Source organism: Gilliamella sp. Choc6-1, assembly GCF_001690385.1.
Classification (GTDB): Bacteria; Pseudomonadota; Gammaproteobacteria; order Enterobacterales; family Orbaceae; genus Gilliamella; species Gilliamella apicola_A.
In genome coordinates this window covers 64,075-86,902 of the sequence record NZ_LZHI01000064.1, presented here as the reverse complement: position 1 = coordinate 86,902, position 22,828 = coordinate 64,075, and the positions used below count along the sequence as shown (strand labels likewise).

The following is a 22,828-nucleotide window of genomic DNA, read 5'->3' as shown; positions in this document are numbered from 1 at the left end:
CATTGTTAAATCAGTATTGATGAGTGGATATAGCCTGGACGACAATGCATTAACTCAAAAAAGAGCCTACAAATACATTTAGGTTTATTTATAGTACTAATTGCTCTTTCTTGTTGCTAATTTGCTTGGTTATTTTTTGTTAAAAGGATGTTTTACTGGTGTAACGGAGACCTTAGCCTTAAGAAGGATCATCTTTAATTCAATGGGTATTTTTATATTAAATTGTTTATTATTGATCGCATTAGTAATATTTAGTGTTTCATTATCACATTATTTAGAATATTGGTGCAAAATAAGTGAGTTAGAAATAATAATTATTTGGTTTATGATGGCAGTAATTTTATTTATTTCAAGATGCGTATTGGTGAGAATAGTGGTTAAACGAATATTTGGTAAAATGGATAAAAATCATCAAAATATTTAAGTTTAAATGTAATTATTTATCAGCAATCACTGATTTTTGTTATTGTAAATCAATTTTAAGAGAGTAGCCTATGTCAGAATTTAACTCGTCATTTTCTTCTTTGTTGGAACAACAAAAGCAAAAAGTCACCCATCAACTTAATCAATACAACTTAACTCAAGTGCAAGCTCACCTTGATATTTTGGTGCAAAGTGACTTTTTAGTAGATGCGTTTTGTCGGTTCCCTAGTTGGTTTGCTGACATAGTAAAAAAACCACCGCAAGCCGATGAAAGGAAATTTTATCAATCTTGGCTAGATGAACAATTGGCAAATGTGACCGATGAAGCTATTTTTATGAAAAAGCTTAGGCTATTTCGGCATTTTATGTTAGTGCGCCTTGCATGGTCACAATTAGCTAAAATAAGTCATGATGAGCAGCTTTTATTGCAACTGACCGAACTAGCCGAGGTGATTATTGTTACTGCTCGCAATTGGCTTTATGAGCTTAGTTGCAAAGAGTGGGGAACACCTTGTAATGCTCAAGGTCAGGCGCAGCCACTACTGATTTTAGGTATGGGTAAATTGGGCGGTGGGGAGCTGAACTTTTCGTCCGATATTGATTTGATTTTTACTTATCCAGAGCATGGGCAAACAAAAGATGGTCGGCGAGAATTAGATAATGCTGTCTTTTTTACCCGATTAGGCCAACGCTTAATTAAAGCACTAGATCAAATTACCGAAGATGGTTTTGTGTATCGTGTGGATATGCGTTTACGCCCGCTTGGTGATGGGGGACCTTTAGTCCTGAGCTTTTCTTCTATGGAAGATTATTATCAAGAGCAAGGTCGAGATTGGGAACGTTATGCTATGGTTAAAGCCAAAGTTCTTGGTGATCAACACGCCCCTTATGTAGGCGAACTGTATCAAATGTTGAAGCCTTTTGTCTATCGTCGTTATATTGATTTTAGTGTTTTACAATCATTGCGTAATATGAAAAGCATGATTGAACGTGAAGTGCGTCGTCGTGGTTTAAAAAATAACATCAAGCTTGGCGCTGGTGGGATTCGTGAAATAGAGTTTATTGTACAAGTTTTTCAGCTTATTCGTGGTGGGCGAGTAGTGGGATTGCAAACTCGTTCGTTATTAAATGCACTTAATGTGATTGAACAAGAATCTCTACTTGCATCGAATGAAGTATCGCTATTACGAGAAAATTACCTGTTTTTACGTCGTTGTGAAAATCTTCTACAAGCTATTGCCGATGAACAGACCCAAGCCTTGCCAGATAATGTACTGGACCAAGCCCGTTTAGCGACAAGCATGGGGTTTAATCATTGGTATGATTTTGAACAAGAATTATCAGTACGAATGCAATGTAATCGCCAAATTTTTAATGAACTTATTGGCGAAAACGAATCAGAATCTGTTTCGAAAACCAAGTGTTATAATGATCAATTTGACGATCTTTGGGTGCCAGATCTTCAAATAAGTGATGTTAGCTCAGTGCTACCCAATTATTCAGAAACACAAATCGCACAGATCCATCAAATGCTAATACAATTTCGTGATGATATTGGTAAACGTACAATTGGTGTACGGGGGCGTGAAATACTCGATCAATTAATGCCACGTTTATTAGAATCTATCTGTAGTGAAAAGCAAGTAACAATAGTGTTATCAAGAATTTTGCCGTTACTTGTTAATATTGTTAGTCGTACTACTTATTTAGAACTGTTACTTGAATATCCAACCGCTTTGAAGCAATTAATTCGCTTATGTAGTGCTTCGTCAATGATTAGCGATCAACTGGCTCATTATCCTATACTGTTAGATGAGCTTATTGATATCAATTCGCTTTATCAGACGATTGCCCCAAATGAATATAAAAGCCAACTTTATCAATATTTACTGCGCATTGCAGTGGATGACGAAGAACAACAACTTGAAGCTTTACGTCAATTTAAGCAGATGCAATTACTGCATATCGCTGCCGCCGATGTTGAGCATGTATTAACTACTATGAAAATTAGCGATCATCTAACTTATGTGGCCGAATCTTTGTTAGATTTTGTCGTACAAATGGCATGGAATCAAATGATTGCTCGTTATGGCAAGCCTGATCATTTGGCTGATAACCATAAAGGTTTAGTTGTGATTGGCTATGGTAAATTAGGCGGTTGGGAATTGGGTTATGGTTCAGATCTTGATCTGGTTTTTTTACATGATTGTCCTGTTAATAGCGTCACTGATGGTGACAAGCAGATCGATAGCCGTCAATTTTATTTGCGCCTTGTACAACGTATTATTCATTTATTTAATGTACGCACTAGCTTTGGTATTTTATATGAAGTTGATGTAAGACTTCGTCCTCAAGGCGATGCAGGGCTTCTTGCTTGTAGTTTAGATTCGTTCGAAGATTACCAAATAAATGAAGCTTGGACATGGGAACATCAAGCTTTAGTACGAGCCAGAGCCGTATATGGTGAAGCCGAATTAATCGATCGTTTTAATCAAATTCGTCATAATGTACTTTGTAAAAAGCGTGATGAAGTTGTATTAAAAAAAGAAGTACGTGAAATGCGTGAAAAAATGCGATCACACCTCGGTAGCACTCAAGATAATTTATTTAACTTAAAAATTGATAAGGGTGGAATTGGTGATATTGAATTTTTATCACAATATTTGGTACTTAATTATGCTTACCAGCATCCCCAAATGACTCAATGGAGCGATAATGTTCGTATCTTAGAACTCGCAACAAAATATCACATTATCGATAGCCACGAAGCACAGCAACTAACGCAAGCTTATATTGATATGCGTAATAAAATCCATCAACTTGCGTTGCAATTATTACCAAGTACGGTGGATAGCGCGCAGTTTAAGCAAGAAACAGAAATAGTCAATCAAAGTTGGCAAAAGTGGCTGAAATAATAGTATTAAAAACGCCGACTAGAACGGCGTTTTTAATATTTTAACTAGCTTAATTATTTAACTTCTTTCCATAAAATCAAATCTTGATCTTCAAGATCTGAACTATCAAAGCCTATAATCGGTTTGATATCTTCGCGGTCAAAAGCAATATCGCCACCATTAACGGCAAGATCACCTTTTTTAATTCCTTTGAAATCAAACAAATTGGTATCACACAGATGAGATAGGGTGATATTTTGTGTTGCACGAAACATGGTCTCAATACGCCCTGAGTATTTTTTATCCCATTCATTTAGCATCTCTTTAATCACTTGTCTTTGCAGATTTGGTTGTGAACCACAAAGATTACAAGGAATAATCGGAAACTGTTTAATTTCAGCGTATTTGGCGATATCTTTTTCTTTGCAATAAGCTAGTGGTCGGATAATGATATGTTCACCTGAATCATTCATTAGCTTTGGCGGCATTGCTTTGAGTTTGCCACCATAAAACATATTTAAAAATAGTGTTTCTAAAATATCATCTCGATGATGGCCAAGGGCAATTTTTGTTGCACCAAGTTCGGTCGCTGTGCGATATAAAATGCCACGGCGTAGTCGTGAACAAAGCGAGCAAGTTGTTTTTCCTTCCGGGATTTTATCCTTGACAATACCGTAGGTGTTTTCTTGCACGATTTTATATTTAATGCCTAAAGAGTTTAGATATTCAGGCAATACATGTTCAGGAAATCCCGGTTGTTTTTGATCTAAGTTAACTGCTATTAGATCAAAATATACTGGTGCACTGATTTTTAAGTTGATAAGAATATCAAGTAAAGTATAACTATCTTTACCACCTGATAAGCAAACCATAATACGATCGCCTTCTTCGATCATATTAAAGTCAGAGATTGCCTCGCCAGTTAAGCGACGCAATCGTTTATGTAGTTTATTTTGATTATATGTATTCATCACAATTTTATTGGTTATTCGGCACGGCTCATGTAACGACGTTCAGCAATATGAACTTTGACTTTTTCGTGGTTATCAATATATTCAGGAACCTGAATAACAAGCCCTGTTGATAAGGTTGCAGGCTTGGTTCGTGCACTTGCTGAAGCGCCTTTAATACTTGGAGAGGTTTCGATAATATCAAGTTCAACAGTCTGTGGCAATTCCAAGGCAAGAACTTCACCATCAGCCATTAGCACTTGAATACCATTCATACCACCTTCAGGGATAAACAATAACTCATCTTCAATTTGTTCTTTTTTAAATATATAAGGAGTAAAATCCTCATTATCCATAAACACATATTCATCACCATCAATATACGAAAAACTAACAGGTCGGCGGGATAGTTCAATTGTTTCAAGGATATCATCACCTTTAAAGCGTTCTTCAACTTTTCCACCATTTTTTACATCGGTAAAACGCATTTTATAAAGTGTACTAGCGCCCCGTGCGCTTGGACTTTGAACGTCGATATCTTTAACGATTAATAATTTGCCATTATATGTGACCGCATCGCCACGTTTTATTTCATTTGCTTTAGCCATAATAGTTTTTTCACAATTAATAAAAATGTAGTTAAAAAAATTAACCTGTTATTTTACCGCTAACTTGCTATTGTCACCATCAAAATTTATCAAAGATTCTTAAAATAGATGAAAGCCATGACCGATTTATTTAAATGTAGAAAAAATTGCGGTGTATGCTGTATTGTACCTTAAATTTCATCCTACATCTCTGGTAAACTCGTTGGCGAACCTAGTATACATTTTGGCAAAGACTTTAAATGTGCTTTGTTTGTGCAAGCTTCAATACCGATTGTTTGTGGTCTATTAACACTCTGTTTAAAAATGTGCGGAAATAATCGTTCCCAAACCATGGATTATTTAACCCAATTAGAACAGGTAAATAGCGTATAAGTATTGCTTCTATTTAACAAATCAGTTTAATTATTAGAATTATTTATCTCTCACTGTTTTTTTTTTGATAAACTTCACAGCATTTTATTACTTGATAATAAAAAATTATAATCAACAAAATAGGTTTCACTATTATTGATTTGTTGAATAATTAAATATTGATGAAGCATGAATTTAATTCATGTCTTATTAAGTTTACGCTTTTAGTCAAGAAGAATATTGATATGAAGAAAAAATTAAAACGAGATTTAAAAGCACGTCATCTGGCAATGATTGCTATTGGCGGCTCAATCGGTACAGGGTTATTTGTTGCATCAGGTGCGACAGTTGCTCAAGCAGGTCCTGGTGGAGCATTAATTTCATATGCTATCATAGGTCTGATGGTTTATTTTTTAATGACCAGTCTCGGTGAACTGGCTGCTTATTTACCAGTATCAGGGACATTTGCTACTTATGGTGCACGTTATGTTGATGAGGCATTTGGTTTTGCTATTGGTTGGAATTACTGGTACAACTGGGCTATCACTGTAGCTGTTGATTTGGTAGCGGCGCAGCTGGTTATTTCCTATTGGATAGATTCGGGTAATTATAGTTGGCTTTGGAGTTTACTATTTTTAAGTATTATCTTTGGTTTAAATTATATTTCCGTTAAAGGCTTTGGTGAAGCAGAATTTTGGTTTTCATTGATAAAAGTAGTCACCGTGATTATCTTTATTATCATCGGGTTATTGATGATTATTGGCATTTTAAACGGAGCTGAAGGTGCAGGTTGGCATAACTGGAAAATTGGTGAAGCGCCATTTGTAGGTGGATTCTCATCAATGATTGGTGTTGCAATGGTCGTAGGATTCTCATTCCAAGGTACTGAATTAATCGGTATTGCAGCAGGTGAATCAAGAGATCCTGAAAAAAACATCCCTAAAGCCATGAAACAAGTATTTTGGCGTATTTTATTATTTTACATCTTCGCAATTTTGGTAATAAGTTTAATCATTCCTTATACCGATCCCAATTTACTACGTAATGATGAAACAGATATTAGTGTTAGTCCATTTACGTTAGTATTCCAACATGCAGGATTATTATCTGCTGCTACATTAATGAATGCTGTTATCTTAACTTCTGTTTTATCCGCTGGAAACTCAGGACTATATGCTTCAACCAGAATGTTGTATGCATTAGCGAAAGAAGGAAAAGCACCAAAAATCTTTGCAAAATTATCTTTATCAGGTGTTCCACGGATGGCACTAATTGCAACAACTTTTGTTGCTATGCTTTGTTTCTTAACTTCAATGTTTAAAGATCAAGAAGTTTACTTATGGCTACTTAATATGTCCGGTATGACCGGTTTTATTGCTTGGCTTGGGATTGCTATTAGTCATTACCGTTTTAGAAGAGGATATATAATCCAAGGGTATGATGTCAGCAACTTACCTTATTATTCAAGTTGCTTTCCATTTGGACCAATATTTGCATTCGGTCTATGTTTAATTATTACACTAGGACAAAATTACGAAGCATTTTTGCAAGATACCATTGATTGGAATAGTGTGATTGCGACTTATGTGGGTATTCCATTATTTTTGCTAATTTACTTTAGTTATAAGTTCTTGAAAAAGACAAAGTGGGTTAAATATGAACAAATGGACTTTTCTAAAGTAAATTAATTAACATTCATTACTTAGTTTCTCTTTTTCCGTCGACATTTGTCGACGGAGCTTTATTAAAGAAGAGTAAAATAGCCCATTATAAGGTTTAATGATAAAAATCAGTAAGTTTAATAACCTTATTAGCGACTACGGAAGATGATACGTGCTTTAGATAGATCGTAAGGTGTCATTTCAACCGTAACCTTGTCACCAGTCAAAATGCGGATATAGTTTTTTCGCATCTTGCCAGAAATATGTGCAGTAACGACATGACCATTTTCAAGTTCAACGCGAAACATGGTGTTTGGAAGTGTTTCAAGTATAGTACCTTGCATTTCAATGTTATCTTCTTTTGCCATTGGGGCCTCTTAATAATAAAAACAAATTAATATCTACTAATCATTAAATGTAATTTCAACTAAAACTGAGTGAGCGAAATGTTATATATTAAACTTTTCTAATAATCATTTTGGCTTTTTATTACATGGCTGATTGATGTAGAGTTTAAACACAGATTAACTGAACTTAGAAATATAAATACAGCGCCAAAATAATGCCGAAAAAACTTTCAGATGTAAAGCTATTTCTATTTTTTCTTTGCATTATAGAGTTCTTGTTCATGGATATATTGCCAAACTTTTGGTGGTAATAAATTTTTGTAATTTTGTTGAGTGATTATATTTTGTCTAATTTCTGTTGCCGAAACATTTTCAAGCGGGGTATTCGCAAAATAGATATAACCATGTAGTGAATTGTGTAAATCTTTTACATTGGTGGTCTGGTGAGCATCAATCCATTGTTGCAATTTTGCATTATTGGTTTTGTTCTCATAACCAGGACGGCGACAAATTAACAAATGACAATAATCAAGCAACGTTTGCCAATTATGCCAAGTTGGTAATCCTAGTAATGAATCTTGCCCCATAATAAACGCTAACGGTTTTTGGTTACCATTTTTGAATCGCCATGCTTGTAGGGTTTCAACAGTATAAGATGGGCGTATTGATGTTTCAGGTAAGATCTCACTTATATCTAATACAAATAAAGGTAAATCTTCAATAGCTAATGCTAACATTGCTAAACGTTGTTCAGTATCGGCTTCTGGTTGTGGTTTATGAGGAGGAATATGATTAGGTAACAAGCGAATTTGTTTTAAACCAACTTCATTAGCTAATGAAATAGCAGGGCGAAGATGCCCATAATGGATTGGGTCAAAAGTCCCCCCTAATAATGCAGTCAACATTTATCTAATCCCATAAATTGCATCGATAAACTAGACATTGCATTCCATATTTGTATTTGATTATCATATTTTAAACTGATTTCAATTTCGGTTAGTTTGGCTAGCAAATTAAATAAATTTTTAATATCAAAACGGTTTAGATAATTGGCATAAATCGTTCTTTTATGCTGCCAAATTTTATATTCATCAAAAACCTGTTTTAAGGATTTTTGCCGTAATGCTTTTTTTAAATTAATTATCAATATTAGCTCACGTTGAATAATTCGTAACAAAATTAACGGCTCAAAATCATTTATTTTTAATTGTTGTAAAATATGGGTTGTACGTTTAGTCTTAAGCGAAACCATTGCATCTATCAAATGATAAGCTGTAAAAATTGAGGAATCATTAATATTATTTTCAGCCAAATTATAAGTAATAGTTTGGTTCGGATAAAGCAGGTTTAATTGTTCTATGGTTTGTGTTAATGCAAGCAGATTTCCTTCATAATAATAACAAAGCAATTCTATAGCTTCTGACTCAATAGTTATTTGCTTTTGTTGTAGATGGTTTTTAATCCATTGTGGTAGTTGTAAAGTATCGGGCGTTGTGCAATTGACAATTACTAATTTGTTAGATAATGTTTTGTACCAATTGGCATTTTCTTGTAATTTAGTAATTTTATTTAAACAAATTATTAATGCAACATCTGGCGCTAAAACTTCACTTAATGTATTAAGTCTGGTTGTTATACCAGCATTTAATCCTCCCTCACCCACGTCGAGGCAAATAAGAGTTTTTGAAGAAAAAAGACTCATTGCCTGACAGCTATCGTAGATATTAGCCCAATCAGTTTGATTATTAATATTGAAATCAAGTTGCTCATCGAAGCCTAATTTTTTAAAAGCATCCTTTAGTTGCGTTTGAGCATAATACTGTAAATAAGGATCGCTACCTAATAATAAATAATAGGACGATCCTAAGTTACGGCTAATCTGATCAGCACTAATTTTTATCATGACGAATTTTAATTTACAGCATCAACAGCTTTTAATTTACGAATAATCTGTTTAGCTGCTTGTTCATACATTTCATCTTCAATTAAATTTTGCTCTGCTGTTTTAGCTAAAGCGGTAGATGGATTATCAAAGAAAGTACGGAATACGCGAACATTCAGAGGATAAGTTTGCTTTCCAGCAATAACTGCTTGAGCTTGAACAATTAACACTAATTGATATTCAGCCGCTTTTCCATCTTGATAAATTGAAATGGTGTTACGTTCAATATCGTCTCTAATTACTCTTAGAGTTGGTGATTTATTATCATTTACTAATGTAACTTTATTATCACGTAAGATCTCTTTAATATTTCTTGATAATTTACCATAAGGGTCATTACTTGTGAAAGACATCGTTTTGAATCGCTCTGGTATTTCCGTATCATATTGTAAATGAAATCCACAACCAGTTAGTGATATTGTAATTAACATAAGTAAGGCTATATATTTTTTCATAAGTATTACCATCAAATTTTGATTATTCAACAATATCAACCGACAACAAGATTTAACAATTTACCTGGTACATAAATAACTTTACGAATGGCAACATCACTCAAATATTTTTGGATGTTAGGCTCTTGTTTTGCTTGTGACACAACAAAATCTTGATCGGCATCAGCGGGCACAATAAATTTACCACGGACTTTGCCATTGATTTGTACAACAATGAGCTTCTCGTCCTCAATCACTGCTGATTGATCAGCAATAGGCCAAGTTGCATTATCAATCGATTCGTTGTGACCTAGAGCTTGCCACATAACAAAGCAAGCGTGTGGCATCATAGGATAAAGTAATCGAACAATTGCATTTAAAGCTTCACTCATTAGAGCGCGATCTTGCTCAGTTTCTTGAGGTGCTTTTTGTAAGCGATTCATAAATTCCATCACAGCGGCAATAGCAGTATTAAATGTTTGGCGACGACCGATATCATCACTGACTTTAGCAATAGTTTTATGTAGCTCACGGCGTAATGACTTTTGTTCACTACCTAGAGCTGTGACGTCTAGTTTTGCAGCAACACCTTTTTGGGTATGTTCATAAACTAAACGCCATACACGTTTAATAAATCGATTTGCACCTTCAACGCCTGATTCTTGCCATTCTAGTGTCATATCAGCAGGAGACGCAAACATCATAAACAATCGAACGGTATCAGCACCATATTTTTCAACCATTTCTTGCGGATCGATGCCATTATTTTTTGATTTTGACATTTTGGTCATACCAGCATGAACTAGCTCATTGCCATGACTATCAACAGCCTTAGCAATTCGGCCTTTATCATCACGTTCAATAGCGACTTCAGTTGGCGAAACCCAAATGCGTTCATTTGTTGGGCTGGTGTAATAAAATGCATCGGCTAACACCATACCTTGGCATAGTAAACGTTTTGCTGGTTCGTCTGACGATACCAAACCAAAATCACGCATTAATTTATGGAAAAATCTAAAATAAAGTAAATGCATAATGGCATGTTCAATACCACCTACATACTGATCAACAGGTAACCAATAGTTTGCCGCTTTTTCGTCTAACATACCTTTGTCGTAGTTTGGACAAGTGTAACGAGCATAATACCAAGAAGATTCCATAAAGGTATCAAACGTATCAGTTTCACGTAGTGCAGGTTGACCGTTAACGGTTGTCTTAGCCCAGTTAGGATCTGCCTTAATTGGACTTGTAATACCATTCATTTCAACATTTTCAGGTAAAATAACTGGTAATTGTTCTTCTGGTGTTGGTACAGTTGTACCATCTTCAAGCGTCACCATTGGAATTGGTGCACCCCAATAACGCTGACGCGAAACACCCCAATCACGCAAACGGTAATTAACTTTACGTTTACCAATACTTAATGCAATTAACTTATCAGCAACAGCATTAAATGCTTGATCAAAATCAAGGCCATCAAATTCGCCTGAATTAAATAACTTGCCATGCTCAGTATATGCTTTTTCAGAAAGATCAGGTGCATTACCTTCTTGAGTTAAAATAACAGGATTAATTGGTAAGTTATATTTTGAAGCAAATTCGTAATCACGTTCGTCGTGACCAGGCACAGCCATTACTGCACCTGTACCATATTCAATTAACACAAAATTAGCAATCCAAACAGGAACCTTTTGACCTGTTAAAGGATGGATAGCATAAAAGCCTGTAGCAATACCTTTCTTTTCCATGGTTGCCATATCAGCTTCGGCAGTTTTGGTATTTTTACATTCAGCAACAAATTCAGCAATTTTAGGATCGTTTTTTGCAGCTAATTGTGCAAGAGGGTGCTCTGCGGCAACAGAAACAAAACTAACGCCCATTAATGTATCAGGACGAGTTGTATAGACGCGCAACTTATCAGCATAATTTTCAACAGCAAAATCAAATTCAACCCCTTCAGAGCGACCAATCCAGTTACGTTGCATGGCCTTAACTTGTTCAGGCCAACTTTCAAGTGTATCTAAATCATTAAGAAGTTCTTCGGCATATTCAGTGATTTTAATAAACCATTGTGGGATCTCTTTGCGCTCAACAGGCGTACTACAACGCCAACAACAACCTTCAATCACTTGCTCATTAGCTAGTACGGTTTGATCATTTGGGCACCAGTTAACCGCTGATGTTTTTTTATAAACTAAGCCTTTTTCGTATAGCTTAGTAAAAAACCACTGCTCCCATTTATAATATTCAGGATGACAAGTAGTAACCTCACGATCCCAATCATAACCAAATCCTAAAAGTTGTAATTGCTTTTTCATATAAGCAATATTTTCATAGGTCCATTTTGCAGGCGCAGTATTATTTTTAACAGCCGCACCTTCAGCAGGTAACCCAAAGGCATCCCAACCTATTGGTTGAAGTACATTTTTACCATTTAAGCGCTGATAACGTGAAATGGTATCGCCTATGGTGTAGTTACGAACATGACCAAGATGTAAACGCCCAGAAGGGTAAGGCAGCATTGATAAGCAGTAATATTTTTCTTTTGATGAATCTTCAGTAACATGAAAGGTTTTATTTTCTTGCCAGTGTTTTTGTACGGCGGCTTCGATTTCATCAGGGCGATATTGTTCTTGCATGACGAGTTAATGTCCTATCTATTATTGCTAATAAAAATATGTTACTAATTGTATTGGTTATTGACTCGTTTTACAAACGATATATAAATTAAAACATGATTTCTTGCTATGTAAAAAATCAAACAAATCCCATCAATTAAATTCAAAAAATAAATTAATGCGTAATTTTATTGTTAGTTTAAAATAAAACAGCTATTTTAAAAGCAGTTAATTTTGGTTGAATTTAATTATCAACCCATTGTTATATAGGTTAGTAATGGTGTAATTTGGTTATTTTCAGTATTATCAAAAAAGATGAAACTAGCTTTATTGCTTTTTTTGACGGCTTAAAACAATAAATTTTAACCTAGAATTTTACTTTAATGACTATTTAAAAAAAATAGAGTGAACCGTTCACACAAAAGGAAAGCAATATAGGCGATAATGTAGAATATTGATATATTTATGAACGACAGGAAAAAATTGCTATTTAATTGAATTAAATAGCAACTAATATATATTAAGTAACATATTTACAAAATGATTTAAAAAACAGTTTAACCACCATTAAACACACTGGTAAATTTTGATAAAAATGTTTTTTGCTGTTCTTTAGGCATATTCACAAGGTTCGCCTGAATAAGTTGATCAACTTTTTGAGCTTCATCGCTTAAATTTAATTTATTATATGCATTGTGCATTAACAATAAACCTTGCTTTGTTGAATCAGTATCAGGAAACATTGATAACATTTTTGTAACTCGATTAATGACTGCAACATAAGCACCTCGTTCAGTGTAAAACTGAGCTACTTTTAACTGATAGCGTGAGATTCTATTTTTTAGATAAACTAAACGTTTATACGCATCGGCAGTATAATAACTTGATGGAAAACTTGCTACAAGATACGAAAAGTCTTTAAAAGCAGCTTTGGCAAATTCCGCATCACGATCAGAACGATCCACATTGAACCAGCCTTGAATCGTATTATCATCTTGAGCCATATTAGATAAACCACGAATATAGATAACCCAATCAATATTAGGATGTGTTGGATTTAATTTTAGAAAACGGTCGATTGATGCAATAGCAAGTGGCAAATCCCCCGATTTATAATAAGCGTAGATTAGATCTAATTGTACTTGTTGTGAATATGGACCAAATGGAAAACTTTTATCCAACGCTTCTAGTACTGAAATACTGGTTTTTAAATTACCATTATCAAGTTCATTTTGTGCTTTAGTGTGAAGTTCAACTTCAGATACATTATCAATGTCAGATCTAATCGATGAAGTACAGCCAATTAACATGCCACTTAAAGCAATCGCTAATAAAGAGTGTAAACGTAATTTCATTCAGTTCCCAATCCAAATATAATTAAACATTAAAAACTATGATTGATATATAATACTCTAAAACATAACAGCTTAAAATAGATAAATTACACATGTATAAGTTAAAATTATCAACCGAAATTGAACAAACCCAATTAGGGATGCGCTTAGATCAAGCTTTATCAGCGCTTTTTCCTGATTATTCACGCTCAAGAATAAAAGATTGGATTATTAATAATAAAGTCACTGTTAATAATGTTATTGTCAACAAGCCTAAAGAAAGAGTATTAGGTGGTGAAAAAATAATAATCAATGCTGAAATCGAAGAAGAAAACTGCCACCAACCGGAAGATATAAAGCTCAACATTGTTTATGAAGACGACGATATCCTTGTTATCAACAAACCGCGTGACCTTGTTGTACATCCTGGAGCAGGCAATCCTGATGGCACAGTATTAAATGCTTTATTACATTATTATCCTGACATAGCACGCGTGCCACGAGCAGGTATTGTTCATCGACTTGATAAAGACACCACAGGCCTAATGGTTGTTGCTAAAACCATTAATGCTCAGACACATTTAGTTGATGCGCTTCAACATCGTGAAATCACACGTGAATATGAAGCTGTTGCTATGGGCATTATCACTGCCGGAGGCACGGTTGATCAACCTATTACCCGTCATCCAACCAAACGCACTCATATGGCAGTATTTCCAACAGGAAAACCTGCAGTAACACATTACAGAGTGATGGAAAGGTACCGTCTACACACTCGCTTGCGCTTGCGCTTAGAAACTGGCCGAACACATCAAATTCGTGTACATATGGCGCATATTGCCCACCCCTTAATTGGCGATCCTCTTTATGGCGGGCGCCCAAGACCCCCTAAAGGTGCGAGCGAATCGTTTATTCAAACTTTGCGAGATTTTGATCGTCAAGCATTGCATGCTGCCATGTTACGTTTATATCACCCTATTACAGGTGAACTTATGCAATGGAATGCACCAATACCGCAAGATATGCAAACGTTAATTCAAGCCTTGCAAGAAGATACCGAACAACACAAAGACGAACTAGATTGGTAACCAACATGATAAAATCGATTTACCCATATTGGACAGCCCCAAAAAATGTCCATGCTTTGACTACAACACGAATAGGTGGTGTTAGCATGGCACCATTTACAAGCTTAAATATGGGAAGTCGAGTAGGCGATAATTTAACCCATGTAGCCCAAAACCGCCGGTGTGTTATACAGGTGGAACAAATACCTAGCGAGCCCTATTGGCTAACACAAACCCATAGCATTATAGCGCTAGACATATCGAAAATTCCCTTACAAATGGCAACAGGTAACATTCCTAACCAAACGGTAGAAGCCGACGCATCTTATACTCATCAAGCAAAACAAGTTAGCGTTGTACTGACTGCTGATTGTATGCCAGTTTTATTTTGTTCAACTAAAGGGGATGAAGTTGCAGCTGCGCATGCAGGGTGGCGTGGATTATGTAACGGAATACTGGAAGAAACCGTCAAAAAATTTGCCTCACCACCCATAAATATCATTGCTTGGCTTGGACCAGCAATCAGTGCCAAAAAATTCGAAGTTGGTATTGAGGTCAAGAAGCAATTTGAAAAAATTGACTACAACGCACAAACTGCTTTTAAATTAATTAACCCTGCAGAACAAAAATACCTAGCCGATCTTTACTTAATTGCTAAACAACGCTTACAAGCAATGGGAGTAACTAAGATTTTTGGCGGTGATTTTTGTACTTATACTGAGCAAGACACGTTTTTTTCGTACCGCCGGGAAAGTAATACCGGTAGGATGGCGTCAATGATTTGGTTCGAATAAAAATTAATTTTGTTAATCTTGCGTGTTAAGTTTTGCCAATATTTTTTGTTTTTTAAAGTATTGATTTTTTTATTCTATATTGGCAAATTTATGGCTTTGTACACTAAGTAACCATTTATTATCCAAGCGATCTTTGTTGATTTTGCCCAATAGTTCAATGGTTTCAAACATATTAAACACGCCATCTTTTTCACAGGGTGAAAGGTAATAGCGTTTAGCTTGAATTTGGCTTTCGATATATTGGCAAAAATCGATAAAATCGGAGTGATTTTCGGCAACAATGCGAACCTCGTTGGCGGTGGATTGAGCTATTTTTTTGTAGCGTGACTGATAGCAAAATTTTGGACTAAGTGCAATGTAATCAACTAACGGATCGACCTTACCAAGCCCATTACTTTCAATGGCGATAAAATACCCCGCTTTTTTAAGTGACAAAAGCAATTCAGGTAACGCTTTAACCATGGTTGGCTCGCCACCGGTAATTATGATATTTTTAGTTTTATATTTGCTCACTTTGCCAAGCAGTTCCGCCAACGAAAAGCGAGTAAACTGACGAAAATTTGTATCGCACCAAGTGCACTTCAAATTACACCCAGAAAAACGGATAAAAACGGCAGGCATACCTGTATTATAACCTTCACCCTGCAAGGATTCGAAGATTTCAACAATACGAAACTCGACCATATTAACTCCGACGGTATTCGCAATATGAGGTGGGCGTTTCCCATAATTTGATCATCGAAACAGGCAAGTATTGCGACAGACGATCGTAAATAAACTGGCTCATCCCCTCGGCTGTTGTTCGGCAGGGAAAGGCAAAGATTTTTCGATCCATCTCTTGCAATAACGACGCAATACGGCACTCATTAGGGTTATTTTGATTGTAAAGGTAAGCATGATCGAGTGGATCGGCAATATGCTGTTTAACGATTTGCTTTAAATTGGCATAATCCATGACCATATCTTGGCTTGAACCGCTATCAATAAGAACACCGCTGACTTCGACTAATAAACGGTAAGTATGACCGTGCAGATTGTGACATTGCTTATTATGCCCATCTAACATATGACAAGCATCAAATTGAAATTCTTTGGCTATTTTGAACATGTTGTATTCCTAGTTTTTTTACGTGGGATGGGTTACGAACCACGGTTAGTAAGCTAACAAAATAAAAGGCGGCTACTATAATCGATAAACAGCAATTTGTCATCTTTGATATGTTATTGAGTGTGATATCGGTTGGTAGTGGTTTGGTATTATGCTTCTTTATTTTGGCTTTTTTAAAGCTTAAACTAATAAAGATCGTGCTGTACAAAATTTGTAAAAATATTCTTAACTTGCTCTTGAAAATTATTCTTCCACACTCATTTAATGATCAATGCAATGGTTTACATGAATTAAACATGCAAACCAAATCTATTGCTCAGGAGATAAACTATGAGGTTAGATAAACTTACCAACAAATTTCAACAAGCTTTAGCTGATGCGCAATCGCTAGCATTAGGTAAAGACAATCAATATATCGAGCCGGTGCATGTTCTATTAGCTATGCTCAACCAAGAAGGCAACAGCGTTGCACCATTATTGAATACAGCGGGTGCTAATGTTGCTGTTTTGCAGCAAGAATTAGCTCAAGCTATTGACCGATTACCCCAAGTTCAAGGTGTGGGTGGAGATGTTATTCCATCGCAAGAGTTTGTTCGAGTATTAAATCTTTGCGATAAATTATCCCAAAAGAACGGTGATAGCTATATTTCATCAGAACTCTTTATATTAGCCGCTTTAGAAGATAAGGGCAGTTTAAGTGATCTTCTTAAAAGATCAGGTGTTAATAAAGATAAATTTAGCCAAGCAGTCAATCAAGTAAGAGGTAACGATAACGTGAACGATCCTAATGCAGAAGATCAACGCGGTGCACTTAAAAAATACACCATTGATTTAACTCAGCGTGCAGAGCAAGGTAAGTTAGATCCAGTTATTGGTCGTGATGAAGAAATTCGCCGTACCATTCAAGTATTACAACGTCGTACCAAAAACAACCCAGTACTTATTGGTGAACCAGGTGTAGGTAAAACTGCCATCGTTGAAGGACTAGCACAACGTATTGTCAACCGCGAAGTGCCAGAGGGATTACGTAATAAACGTGTATTATCATTAGATATGGGCGCATTAATTGCGGGCGCAAAATACCGTGGTGAATTTGAAGAACGCTTAAAAGCGGTGCTTAAAGACTTAGCTAAAGAAGAAGGTCGCATTATCTTATTTATTGACGAAATTCACACCATGGTCGGCGCAGGTAAAAGCGACGGAGCAATGGACGCTGGTAATATGTTAAAACCCGCATTAGCTCGTGGTGAATTACACTGCGTGGGAGCAACCACACTTGACGAATATCGTCAATATATTGAAAAAGATCCGGCATTAGAGCGTCGTTTCCAAAAAGTCTATGTTGCCGAACCAACAGTTGAAGATACTATTGCTATTTTGCGTGGTTTAAAAGAACGTTATGAACTACATCACCATGTGCAAATAACCGATCCGGCAATCGTAGCTGCAGCTACATTATCGCATCGTTATATTTCTGATCGCATGTTACCTGACAAAGCGATTGATTTAATTGACGAAGCCGCATCAAGTATTCGTATGCAAATGGATTCAAAACCAGAATCTTTAGATCGACTTGAAAGGCGCATAATTCAACTTAAACTTGAACAACAAGCGCTTAAAAAAGAATCTGATGATGCGAGTAAAAAGCGACTAGAAATGCTAAACGATGAACTTTCTGAAAAAGAAAAGGAATATGCTTCACTTGAAGAAGAGTGGAAGTCAGAAAAGGCAGCTGTTTCGGGTACTCAAAACATAAAAGCAGAACTAGAAAAGGCACGTACTGAAATAGAGCAAGCTCGTCGAGCTGGCGATTTGAACAAAATGTCAGAATTACAATATGGCAAAATTCCAGAGCTTGAAAAGAAACTTGCTTCAGCAACGCAATTAGAAGGCAAAACCATGAAGTTATTGCGTAACAAAGTGACCGATAACGAAATTGCAGAAGTATTATCTAAAGCGACAGGTATTCCAGTTTCTAGAATGCTTGAAAGCGAAAAAGATAAACTATTGCACATGGAAGATGCCTTACATAAACGTGTAATTGGTCAAAATGAAGCAGTATTAGCGGTTGCAAATGCGATTCGACGTAGCCGAGCAGGGCTTTCAGATCCAAATAAACCGATTGGATCATTCCTATTCTTAGGACCAACCGGTGTCGGTAAAACCGAGCTTTGCAAATCACTGGCTAACTTTATGTTTGACAGCGAAGATGCTATGGTGCGTATAGACATGTCCGAGTTTATGGAAAAACACTCCGTTGCTCGATTAATCGGTGCGCCTCCAGGTTATGTTGGGTATGAAGAAGGGGGTTATTTAACCGAAGCAGTTAGACGACGACCATACTCAGTAATTTTACTTGATGAAGTTGAAAAAGCACACCCAGATGTCTTTAATATCTTACTGCAAGTATTGGATGATGGGCGCTTAACAGATGGTCAAGGTCGCACAGTTGATTTTCGTAACACTGTCATAATTATGACATCAAACTTAGGTTCTGACCTAATTCAAGGTCAAGTTGAACTAAGTTATGATGAAATGAAATCTCTAGTGATGACAGTTGTAACCAAACACTTTAGACCAGAATTTATCAATCGTATTGACGAAACAGTGGTATTCCATCCATTAGGTAAAGAAAACATCAAAGCGATTGCAAAAATTCAGTTAGCATACGTTGAAAAACGTTTAGAAGAACGTGGTTATCAATTGGATATTTCGGATGCGGCACTTGAACAATTAGCTAAAGTTGGCTTTGACCCAATTTATGGCGCAAGACCGTTAAAACGAGCTATCCAACAAGAGATCGAAAATCCATTGGCGCAACAAATATTGTCAGGAAAATTAGTCCCGGGTAAAGCCATTCATCTGGATTTAGTTGGCGACAATATCGAAGCGAAACAGTAATTAGATATCACAAATTACAACCGACCTTGTGGTCGGTTTTTTTATATTAGTAAACTAAGTTTTTTAATTATCGAATCATATTTTAAAAAACAGTAATCTAATTAATATGGATTTATATATGCATTAAACTATCTCTTGATAAGTTTAATCAATTATATTTTAGATTATTATTTGTACAATATATTGATTATAAATATTTTGTGTATTAAGAACTCACATGAGCTGTTATTTTTTATTTGTGATTATCAAAAACAAAACTTACAATACCTTGTGGTTATATAAGTTAGGTTAAGTAAAATGTCTATTGCTGTAGTTGAAGTTAATCGCCAAGCAATCCTTCATAATATTGAATACTTTAGGAAAATAGCTCCTGGTACTGAGCTTATCGCTATTATAAAAGCTAATGCTTATTCCCATGGAATCCAAAGTGTTGCTCAATTATTGCACGATAAAGTCGATGGTTTTGGAGTTGCGAGAATTGCTGAGGCGCAAATTTTACGTAAAATGAAAATTACTACGCCCATTATTACGTTAGAAGGTTTTTTTCCTCATGATAATGTTTGGGATATAATTGATTTCAATGTTCAGCCTACCATTCATAGCGAATGGCAGATAGATATTTTAAATAAATTGGCTGTTCAAAATCAAATTACTGTTTGGTTTAAGTTAGATATAGGAATGCACCGTTTAGGTTTTAATCTTGAACAAGCAAAAAAAGCGTTTTATCGCCTAGCTAGTTGTCCGGCAGTCCGTAAACCAATTAACATTCTCAGCCATTTCAGCTCTGCAGACGAGCTTACTTCAGATAAAACATTGCAACAGATTAAATTGTTTGATGAATTTATTACTTCCATTGAAAATAGGTCACTAATTGGTAAATCTTCTATTGCTGCATCGGGCGGGATCATAGCTTGGCCAATGTCACATCGAGATGCTATTCGTCCTGGTATTGCATTATATGGTGTTTCACCGTTTGATAAACCGATTTACGAATTAAAACCAGCTATGACGTTTAAATCTGAACTAATTGCTGTGCGTGAACACAAAAAGGGTGAATCGGTCGGTTATGGACAGATTTGGACAAGCAAACAAGATACAAAATTAGGTGTGGTTGCAATGGGGTATGGTGATGGCTATCCTCGAAATATTCCAGCTAATACACCTGTTTTAATTAATGAACGTCGTGTGCCTATTGTAGGTCGAGTTTCAATGGATATGATCGTGGTTGATTTAGGGGCTGATTGCCTAGCTATGCCGGGTGATGAAGTGATCTTTTGGGGAAAGGGATTAATGGTTGAAGAGATTGCTAAACACACAGGTATTAGTGCCTATGAGTTAATAACGCGTTTAACAGCTCGAGCAAAGATTTGTTATATAGATAAATGAGTTATGATTAAAAAGATATTTTTATACACTTTGATAACATTTACTTTTATTATTAGCAGTTTTATTGGCATAGCTTATTATTATTTATACCAATTTTCTAAAAAGCAAATTCATGTAACTGATAGTAATAAAATGTTTATTCTAAAAAAGGGAATATCATTACATCAATTAGTTGATCAGATTAAAGAAGCTAATTTAATGGATAATGCTTATTTACTTCCTTATTTATATAAATTGCACCCTGAATTAAGTTCAATTAAAGCAGGAACTTATCAATTGCAACCGCATATGACGAATGAAGAATTTCTAAAATTATTAGTTTCCGGCAAGGAAAGTTATTTTCCTATTCAATTTGTGGAAGGAAAACGTGCTCAAGATTGGTTAAATTTATTAAAAAATGCTCCCTATGTAAGACAAACATTATCCGAAAAATCGAATGAGGAAATTGCTAAATTATTAGGTATAGAAGGTTCGATTGAAGGTTGGTTATCTCCTAATACTTACCTTTATACTGCTGATTCCTCTGATATTAGTATTTTAAAACGTGCTCACGGTGCTATGAAAAGTAATCTTAAACAAGTTTGGGAAAATCGTGATTCTGAGCTTCCTTATAAAACTCCATATGAGCTGCTTATCATTGCTTCAATTATTGAAAAAGAAACGAGTTTAAGTACGGAACGGGCTAATATTGCTTCAGTATTTGTTAATCGTTTGAAAAAAAAAATGAAGTTACAAACTGATCCAACAATTATTTATGGGTTAGGAAATAATTATACAGGTAAAATTAGGCGTATCGATTTAACCGATATTAAAAATCCTTATAATACTTATATCATTGAAGGATTGCCACCTACTCCTATCGCCATGCCGAGCCTGGCATCCTTAGAAGCAGCAGCTCATCCTGCTAAAACAAACTATTTATTTTTTGTTGCTAATGGTACAGGAGGACATACATTTACCAGTGATTATAATAGTCATAAGCGGGCTGTAACTTACTATCGTAAGTTAATTAAATATTAAAATTAAATATTTTCAAATGGCTAACAGAACTATTGTTATTTGTTTAGAGTATAAAAAATTAATCTTCTAAAGAAAAAGCATCAAGTTGCTTAATAAGCTTTAATAGCTCGTTGACATTTTCACCTTCTTTTAGTGCTTCTTCAAAATAAGGGTGCAAGGCAAATTTAGGTAATTTTATACCCGAATCAATTAAAATTTGCACTCTTGGTATAAATACCCATTGTAACCATTCATGAGCTTGCATTGTGTCAATCGCAAATGGTTCTTGACTTAAAAATGCATCAGCATGTGGCGGGCTTATTTGCCATAATTTTATATTCTGTAACTCTTGTTTGATCTGTTCAATTTGGTTTGTTATTGCTTGAGCTAACTTTTTTTGTGCCAACAAATTATTATAATATTGCCAATCAAAACATGGTCCTGGATCCGTTTTTCTATCTGGCGCAATGTCACTATGCCCAGTAATATTTTTAATGGGATAAGTATGTTCAAGTAATAAAGTTACTTTAGCTAACTGAGCGTACTGAATTTCGGTAAAATTTTCGCTATCACAACCTTCTATTTCAATACCAATCGAAAAATCGTTACAATTTTCTTGCTGTTCAAACTGTGATTTTCCTGCATGCCATGCCCGTTTATCAAATGCTACAAACTGAATTATTTCGCCATCACGACGAATAAATAGATGGCAGGATACTTGTAATTGATATATTTCAGCAAAATAGGGATGTCCTGTTGGATCAAGCTTTCCTGTAAATAGTTGCTCAACATAAGGACCTCCATATTGATTAGGGGGCAAACTTATATTGTGAATTACTAATAATGTAATCGGTTTTTCATTGGGACGATTATTATAAAAAGGTGAAATGATCTGTTTTACGCCTTGTAACCAACCATTAACAATTTTTAAAGACATATTGACTCCAATACGATTTGATAGACCTACTTTTAAATCAATTTTTTATTGCGAAGTAAATCACACAAAATGAA

The 22,828-nt window shown here is 35.3% G+C and carries 18 protein-coding genes, 1 pseudogene and 1 riboswitch; of the genes and pseudogenes, 7 read left to right on the top strand and 12 right to left on the bottom strand.

The window, feature by feature from the left end:
* Nucleotides 1-494 precede the first annotated feature (494 nt).
* Nucleotides 495-3,338, top strand: a complete 2,844-nt coding sequence (gene glnE / locus A9G36_RS08165) for a bifunctional [glutamate--ammonia ligase]-adenylyl-L-tyrosine phosphorylase/[glutamate--ammonia-ligase] adenylyltransferase (RefSeq protein WP_065585627.1) — start codon at nt 495-497, stop codon at nt 3,336-3,338.
* A 53-nt stretch (nt 3,339-3,391) separates the two neighbouring features.
* On the opposite strand, the gene ttcA is transcribed toward glnE, so the two are convergent.
* Nucleotides 3,392-4,288: a tRNA 2-thiocytidine(32) synthetase TtcA gene (gene ttcA / locus A9G36_RS08160; protein WP_065585626.1), complete on the bottom strand. Its 897-nt coding sequence runs from the start codon at nt 4,286-4,288 to the stop codon at nt 3,392-3,394.
* Between the two features lie 14 nt (nt 4,289-4,302).
* Nucleotides 4,303-4,875: an elongation factor P-like protein YeiP gene (yeiP, locus tag A9G36_RS08155; protein ID WP_034943216.1), complete on the bottom strand. Its 573-nt coding sequence runs from the start codon at nt 4,873-4,875 to the stop codon at nt 4,303-4,305.
* A gap of 596 nt (nt 4,876-5,471) precedes the next feature.
* Here yeiP and A9G36_RS08150 point away from each other — a divergent pair.
* Complete coding sequence (locus A9G36_RS08150) at nt 5,472-6,914, top strand: amino acid permease (RefSeq protein ID WP_051824964.1); 1,443 nt, start codon at nt 5,472-5,474, stop codon at nt 6,912-6,914.
* Nucleotides 6,915-7,036: 122 nt separating this feature from the next.
* Here A9G36_RS08150 and infA read toward each other — a convergent pair whose 3' ends face one another.
* The 6 genes from infA to bamD all read right to left on the bottom strand — a co-directional run bounded on the left by infA (nt 7,037) and on the right by bamD (nt 13,583).
* Complete coding sequence (gene infA / locus A9G36_RS08145) at nt 7,037-7,255, bottom strand: translation initiation factor IF-1 (RefSeq protein WP_024495300.1); 219 nt, start codon at nt 7,253-7,255, stop codon at nt 7,037-7,039.
* Between the two features lie 227 nt (nt 7,256-7,482).
* Nucleotides 7,483-8,139 (bottom strand): nicotinate-nucleotide adenylyltransferase, encoded by a 657-nt coding sequence (gene nadD, locus A9G36_RS08140; protein ID WP_065585625.1) that lies wholly within the window; start codon nt 8,137-8,139, stop codon nt 7,483-7,485.
* Complete coding sequence (gene holA / locus A9G36_RS08135; protein WP_034943210.1) at nt 8,133-9,137, bottom strand: DNA polymerase III subunit delta; 1,005 nt, start codon at nt 9,135-9,137, stop codon at nt 8,133-8,135. The genes nadD and holA overlap by 7 nt, the downstream gene beginning before the upstream one ends.
* 8 nt (nt 9,138-9,145) lie before the next feature.
* The gene (gene lptE / locus A9G36_RS08130) at nt 9,146-9,631 is read right to left on the bottom strand and encodes an LPS assembly lipoprotein LptE (protein WP_051824962.1); all 486 of its coding nucleotides are present in this window, start codon (nt 9,629-9,631) and stop codon (nt 9,146-9,148) included.
* A 35-nt stretch (nt 9,632-9,666) separates the two neighbouring features.
* Nucleotides 9,667-12,249, bottom strand: coding sequence for a leucine--tRNA ligase (gene leuS, locus A9G36_RS08125; protein WP_065585624.1), 2,583 nt, complete (start codon nt 12,247-12,249; stop codon nt 9,667-9,669).
* Nucleotides 12,250-12,785: 536 nt separating this feature from the next.
* On the bottom strand, nt 12,786-13,583 hold the full coding sequence (gene bamD, locus A9G36_RS08120; protein ID WP_065568867.1) for an outer membrane protein assembly factor BamD: 798 nt from the start codon (nt 13,581-13,583) through the stop codon (nt 12,786-12,788).
* Nucleotides 13,584-13,675: 92 nt separating this feature from the next.
* Between bamD and rluD the strand changes: the two genes are divergently transcribed.
* Both rluD and pgeF read left to right on the top strand, forming a co-directional pair.
* Nucleotides 13,676-14,650: a 23S rRNA pseudouridine(1911/1915/1917) synthase RluD gene (gene rluD / locus A9G36_RS08115; RefSeq protein ID WP_034943205.1), complete on the top strand. Its 975-nt coding sequence runs from the start codon at nt 13,676-13,678 to the stop codon at nt 14,648-14,650.
* Between the two features lie 5 nt (nt 14,651-14,655).
* The gene (gene pgeF, locus A9G36_RS08110; RefSeq protein WP_065568866.1) at nt 14,656-15,423 is read left to right on the top strand and encodes a peptidoglycan editing factor PgeF; all 768 of its coding nucleotides are present in this window, start codon (nt 14,656-14,658) and stop codon (nt 15,421-15,423) included.
* A gap of 69 nt (nt 15,424-15,492) precedes the next feature.
* On the opposite strand, the gene A9G36_RS08105 is transcribed toward pgeF, so the two are convergent.
* Nucleotides 15,493-16,107 carry a 7-carboxy-7-deazaguanine synthase QueE gene (locus tag A9G36_RS08105; protein WP_065568865.1) on the bottom strand — a complete coding sequence of 205 codons (615 nt, stop codon included), beginning with the start codon at nt 16,105-16,107 and terminating at the stop codon, nt 15,493-15,495.
* Between the two features lies 1 nt (nt 16,108).
* On the bottom strand, nt 16,109-16,531 hold the full coding sequence (gene queD, locus A9G36_RS08100; protein WP_034943198.1) for a 6-carboxytetrahydropterin synthase QueD: 423 nt from the start codon (nt 16,529-16,531) through the stop codon (nt 16,109-16,111).
* Nucleotides 16,532-16,534: 3 nt separating this feature from the next.
* Nucleotides 16,535-16,580, bottom strand: a riboswitch (PreQ1 riboswitch).
* A 281-nt stretch (nt 16,581-16,861) separates the two neighbouring features.
* On the opposite strand from queD, the gene clpB reads away from it, so the two are divergent.
* The 3 genes from clpB to mltG all read left to right on the top strand — a co-directional run bounded on the left by clpB (nt 16,862) and on the right by mltG (nt 21,838).
* Complete coding sequence (clpB, locus tag A9G36_RS08095) at nt 16,862-19,432, top strand: ATP-dependent chaperone ClpB (RefSeq protein ID WP_065585623.1); 2,571 nt, start codon at nt 16,862-16,864, stop codon at nt 19,430-19,432.
* Between the two features lie 297 nt (nt 19,433-19,729).
* The gene (gene alr / locus A9G36_RS08090) at nt 19,730-20,818 is read left to right on the top strand and encodes an alanine racemase (RefSeq protein WP_065585622.1); all 1,089 of its coding nucleotides are present in this window, start codon (nt 19,730-19,732) and stop codon (nt 20,816-20,818) included.
* 3 nt (nt 20,819-20,821) lie between these two features.
* Nucleotides 20,822-21,838: an endolytic transglycosylase MltG gene (gene mltG / locus A9G36_RS08085; protein ID WP_065585621.1), complete on the top strand. Its 1,017-nt coding sequence runs from the start codon at nt 20,822-20,824 to the stop codon at nt 21,836-21,838.
* Between the two features lie 58 nt (nt 21,839-21,896).
* Here mltG and A9G36_RS10540 read toward each other — a convergent pair whose 3' ends face one another.
* On the bottom strand, nt 21,897-22,223 hold the full coding sequence (locus A9G36_RS10540; protein ID WP_442902659.1) for a YqcC family protein: 327 nt from the start codon (nt 22,221-22,223) through the stop codon (nt 21,897-21,899).
* Nucleotides 22,212-22,754: pseudogene (ampD, locus tag A9G36_RS10535) on the bottom strand (1,6-anhydro-N-acetylmuramyl-L-alanine amidase AmpD); the annotation flags it as partial. The gene A9G36_RS10540 and the pseudogene ampD, both read right to left, overlap by 12 nt.
* Nucleotides 22,755-22,828: the final 74 nt, after the last annotated feature.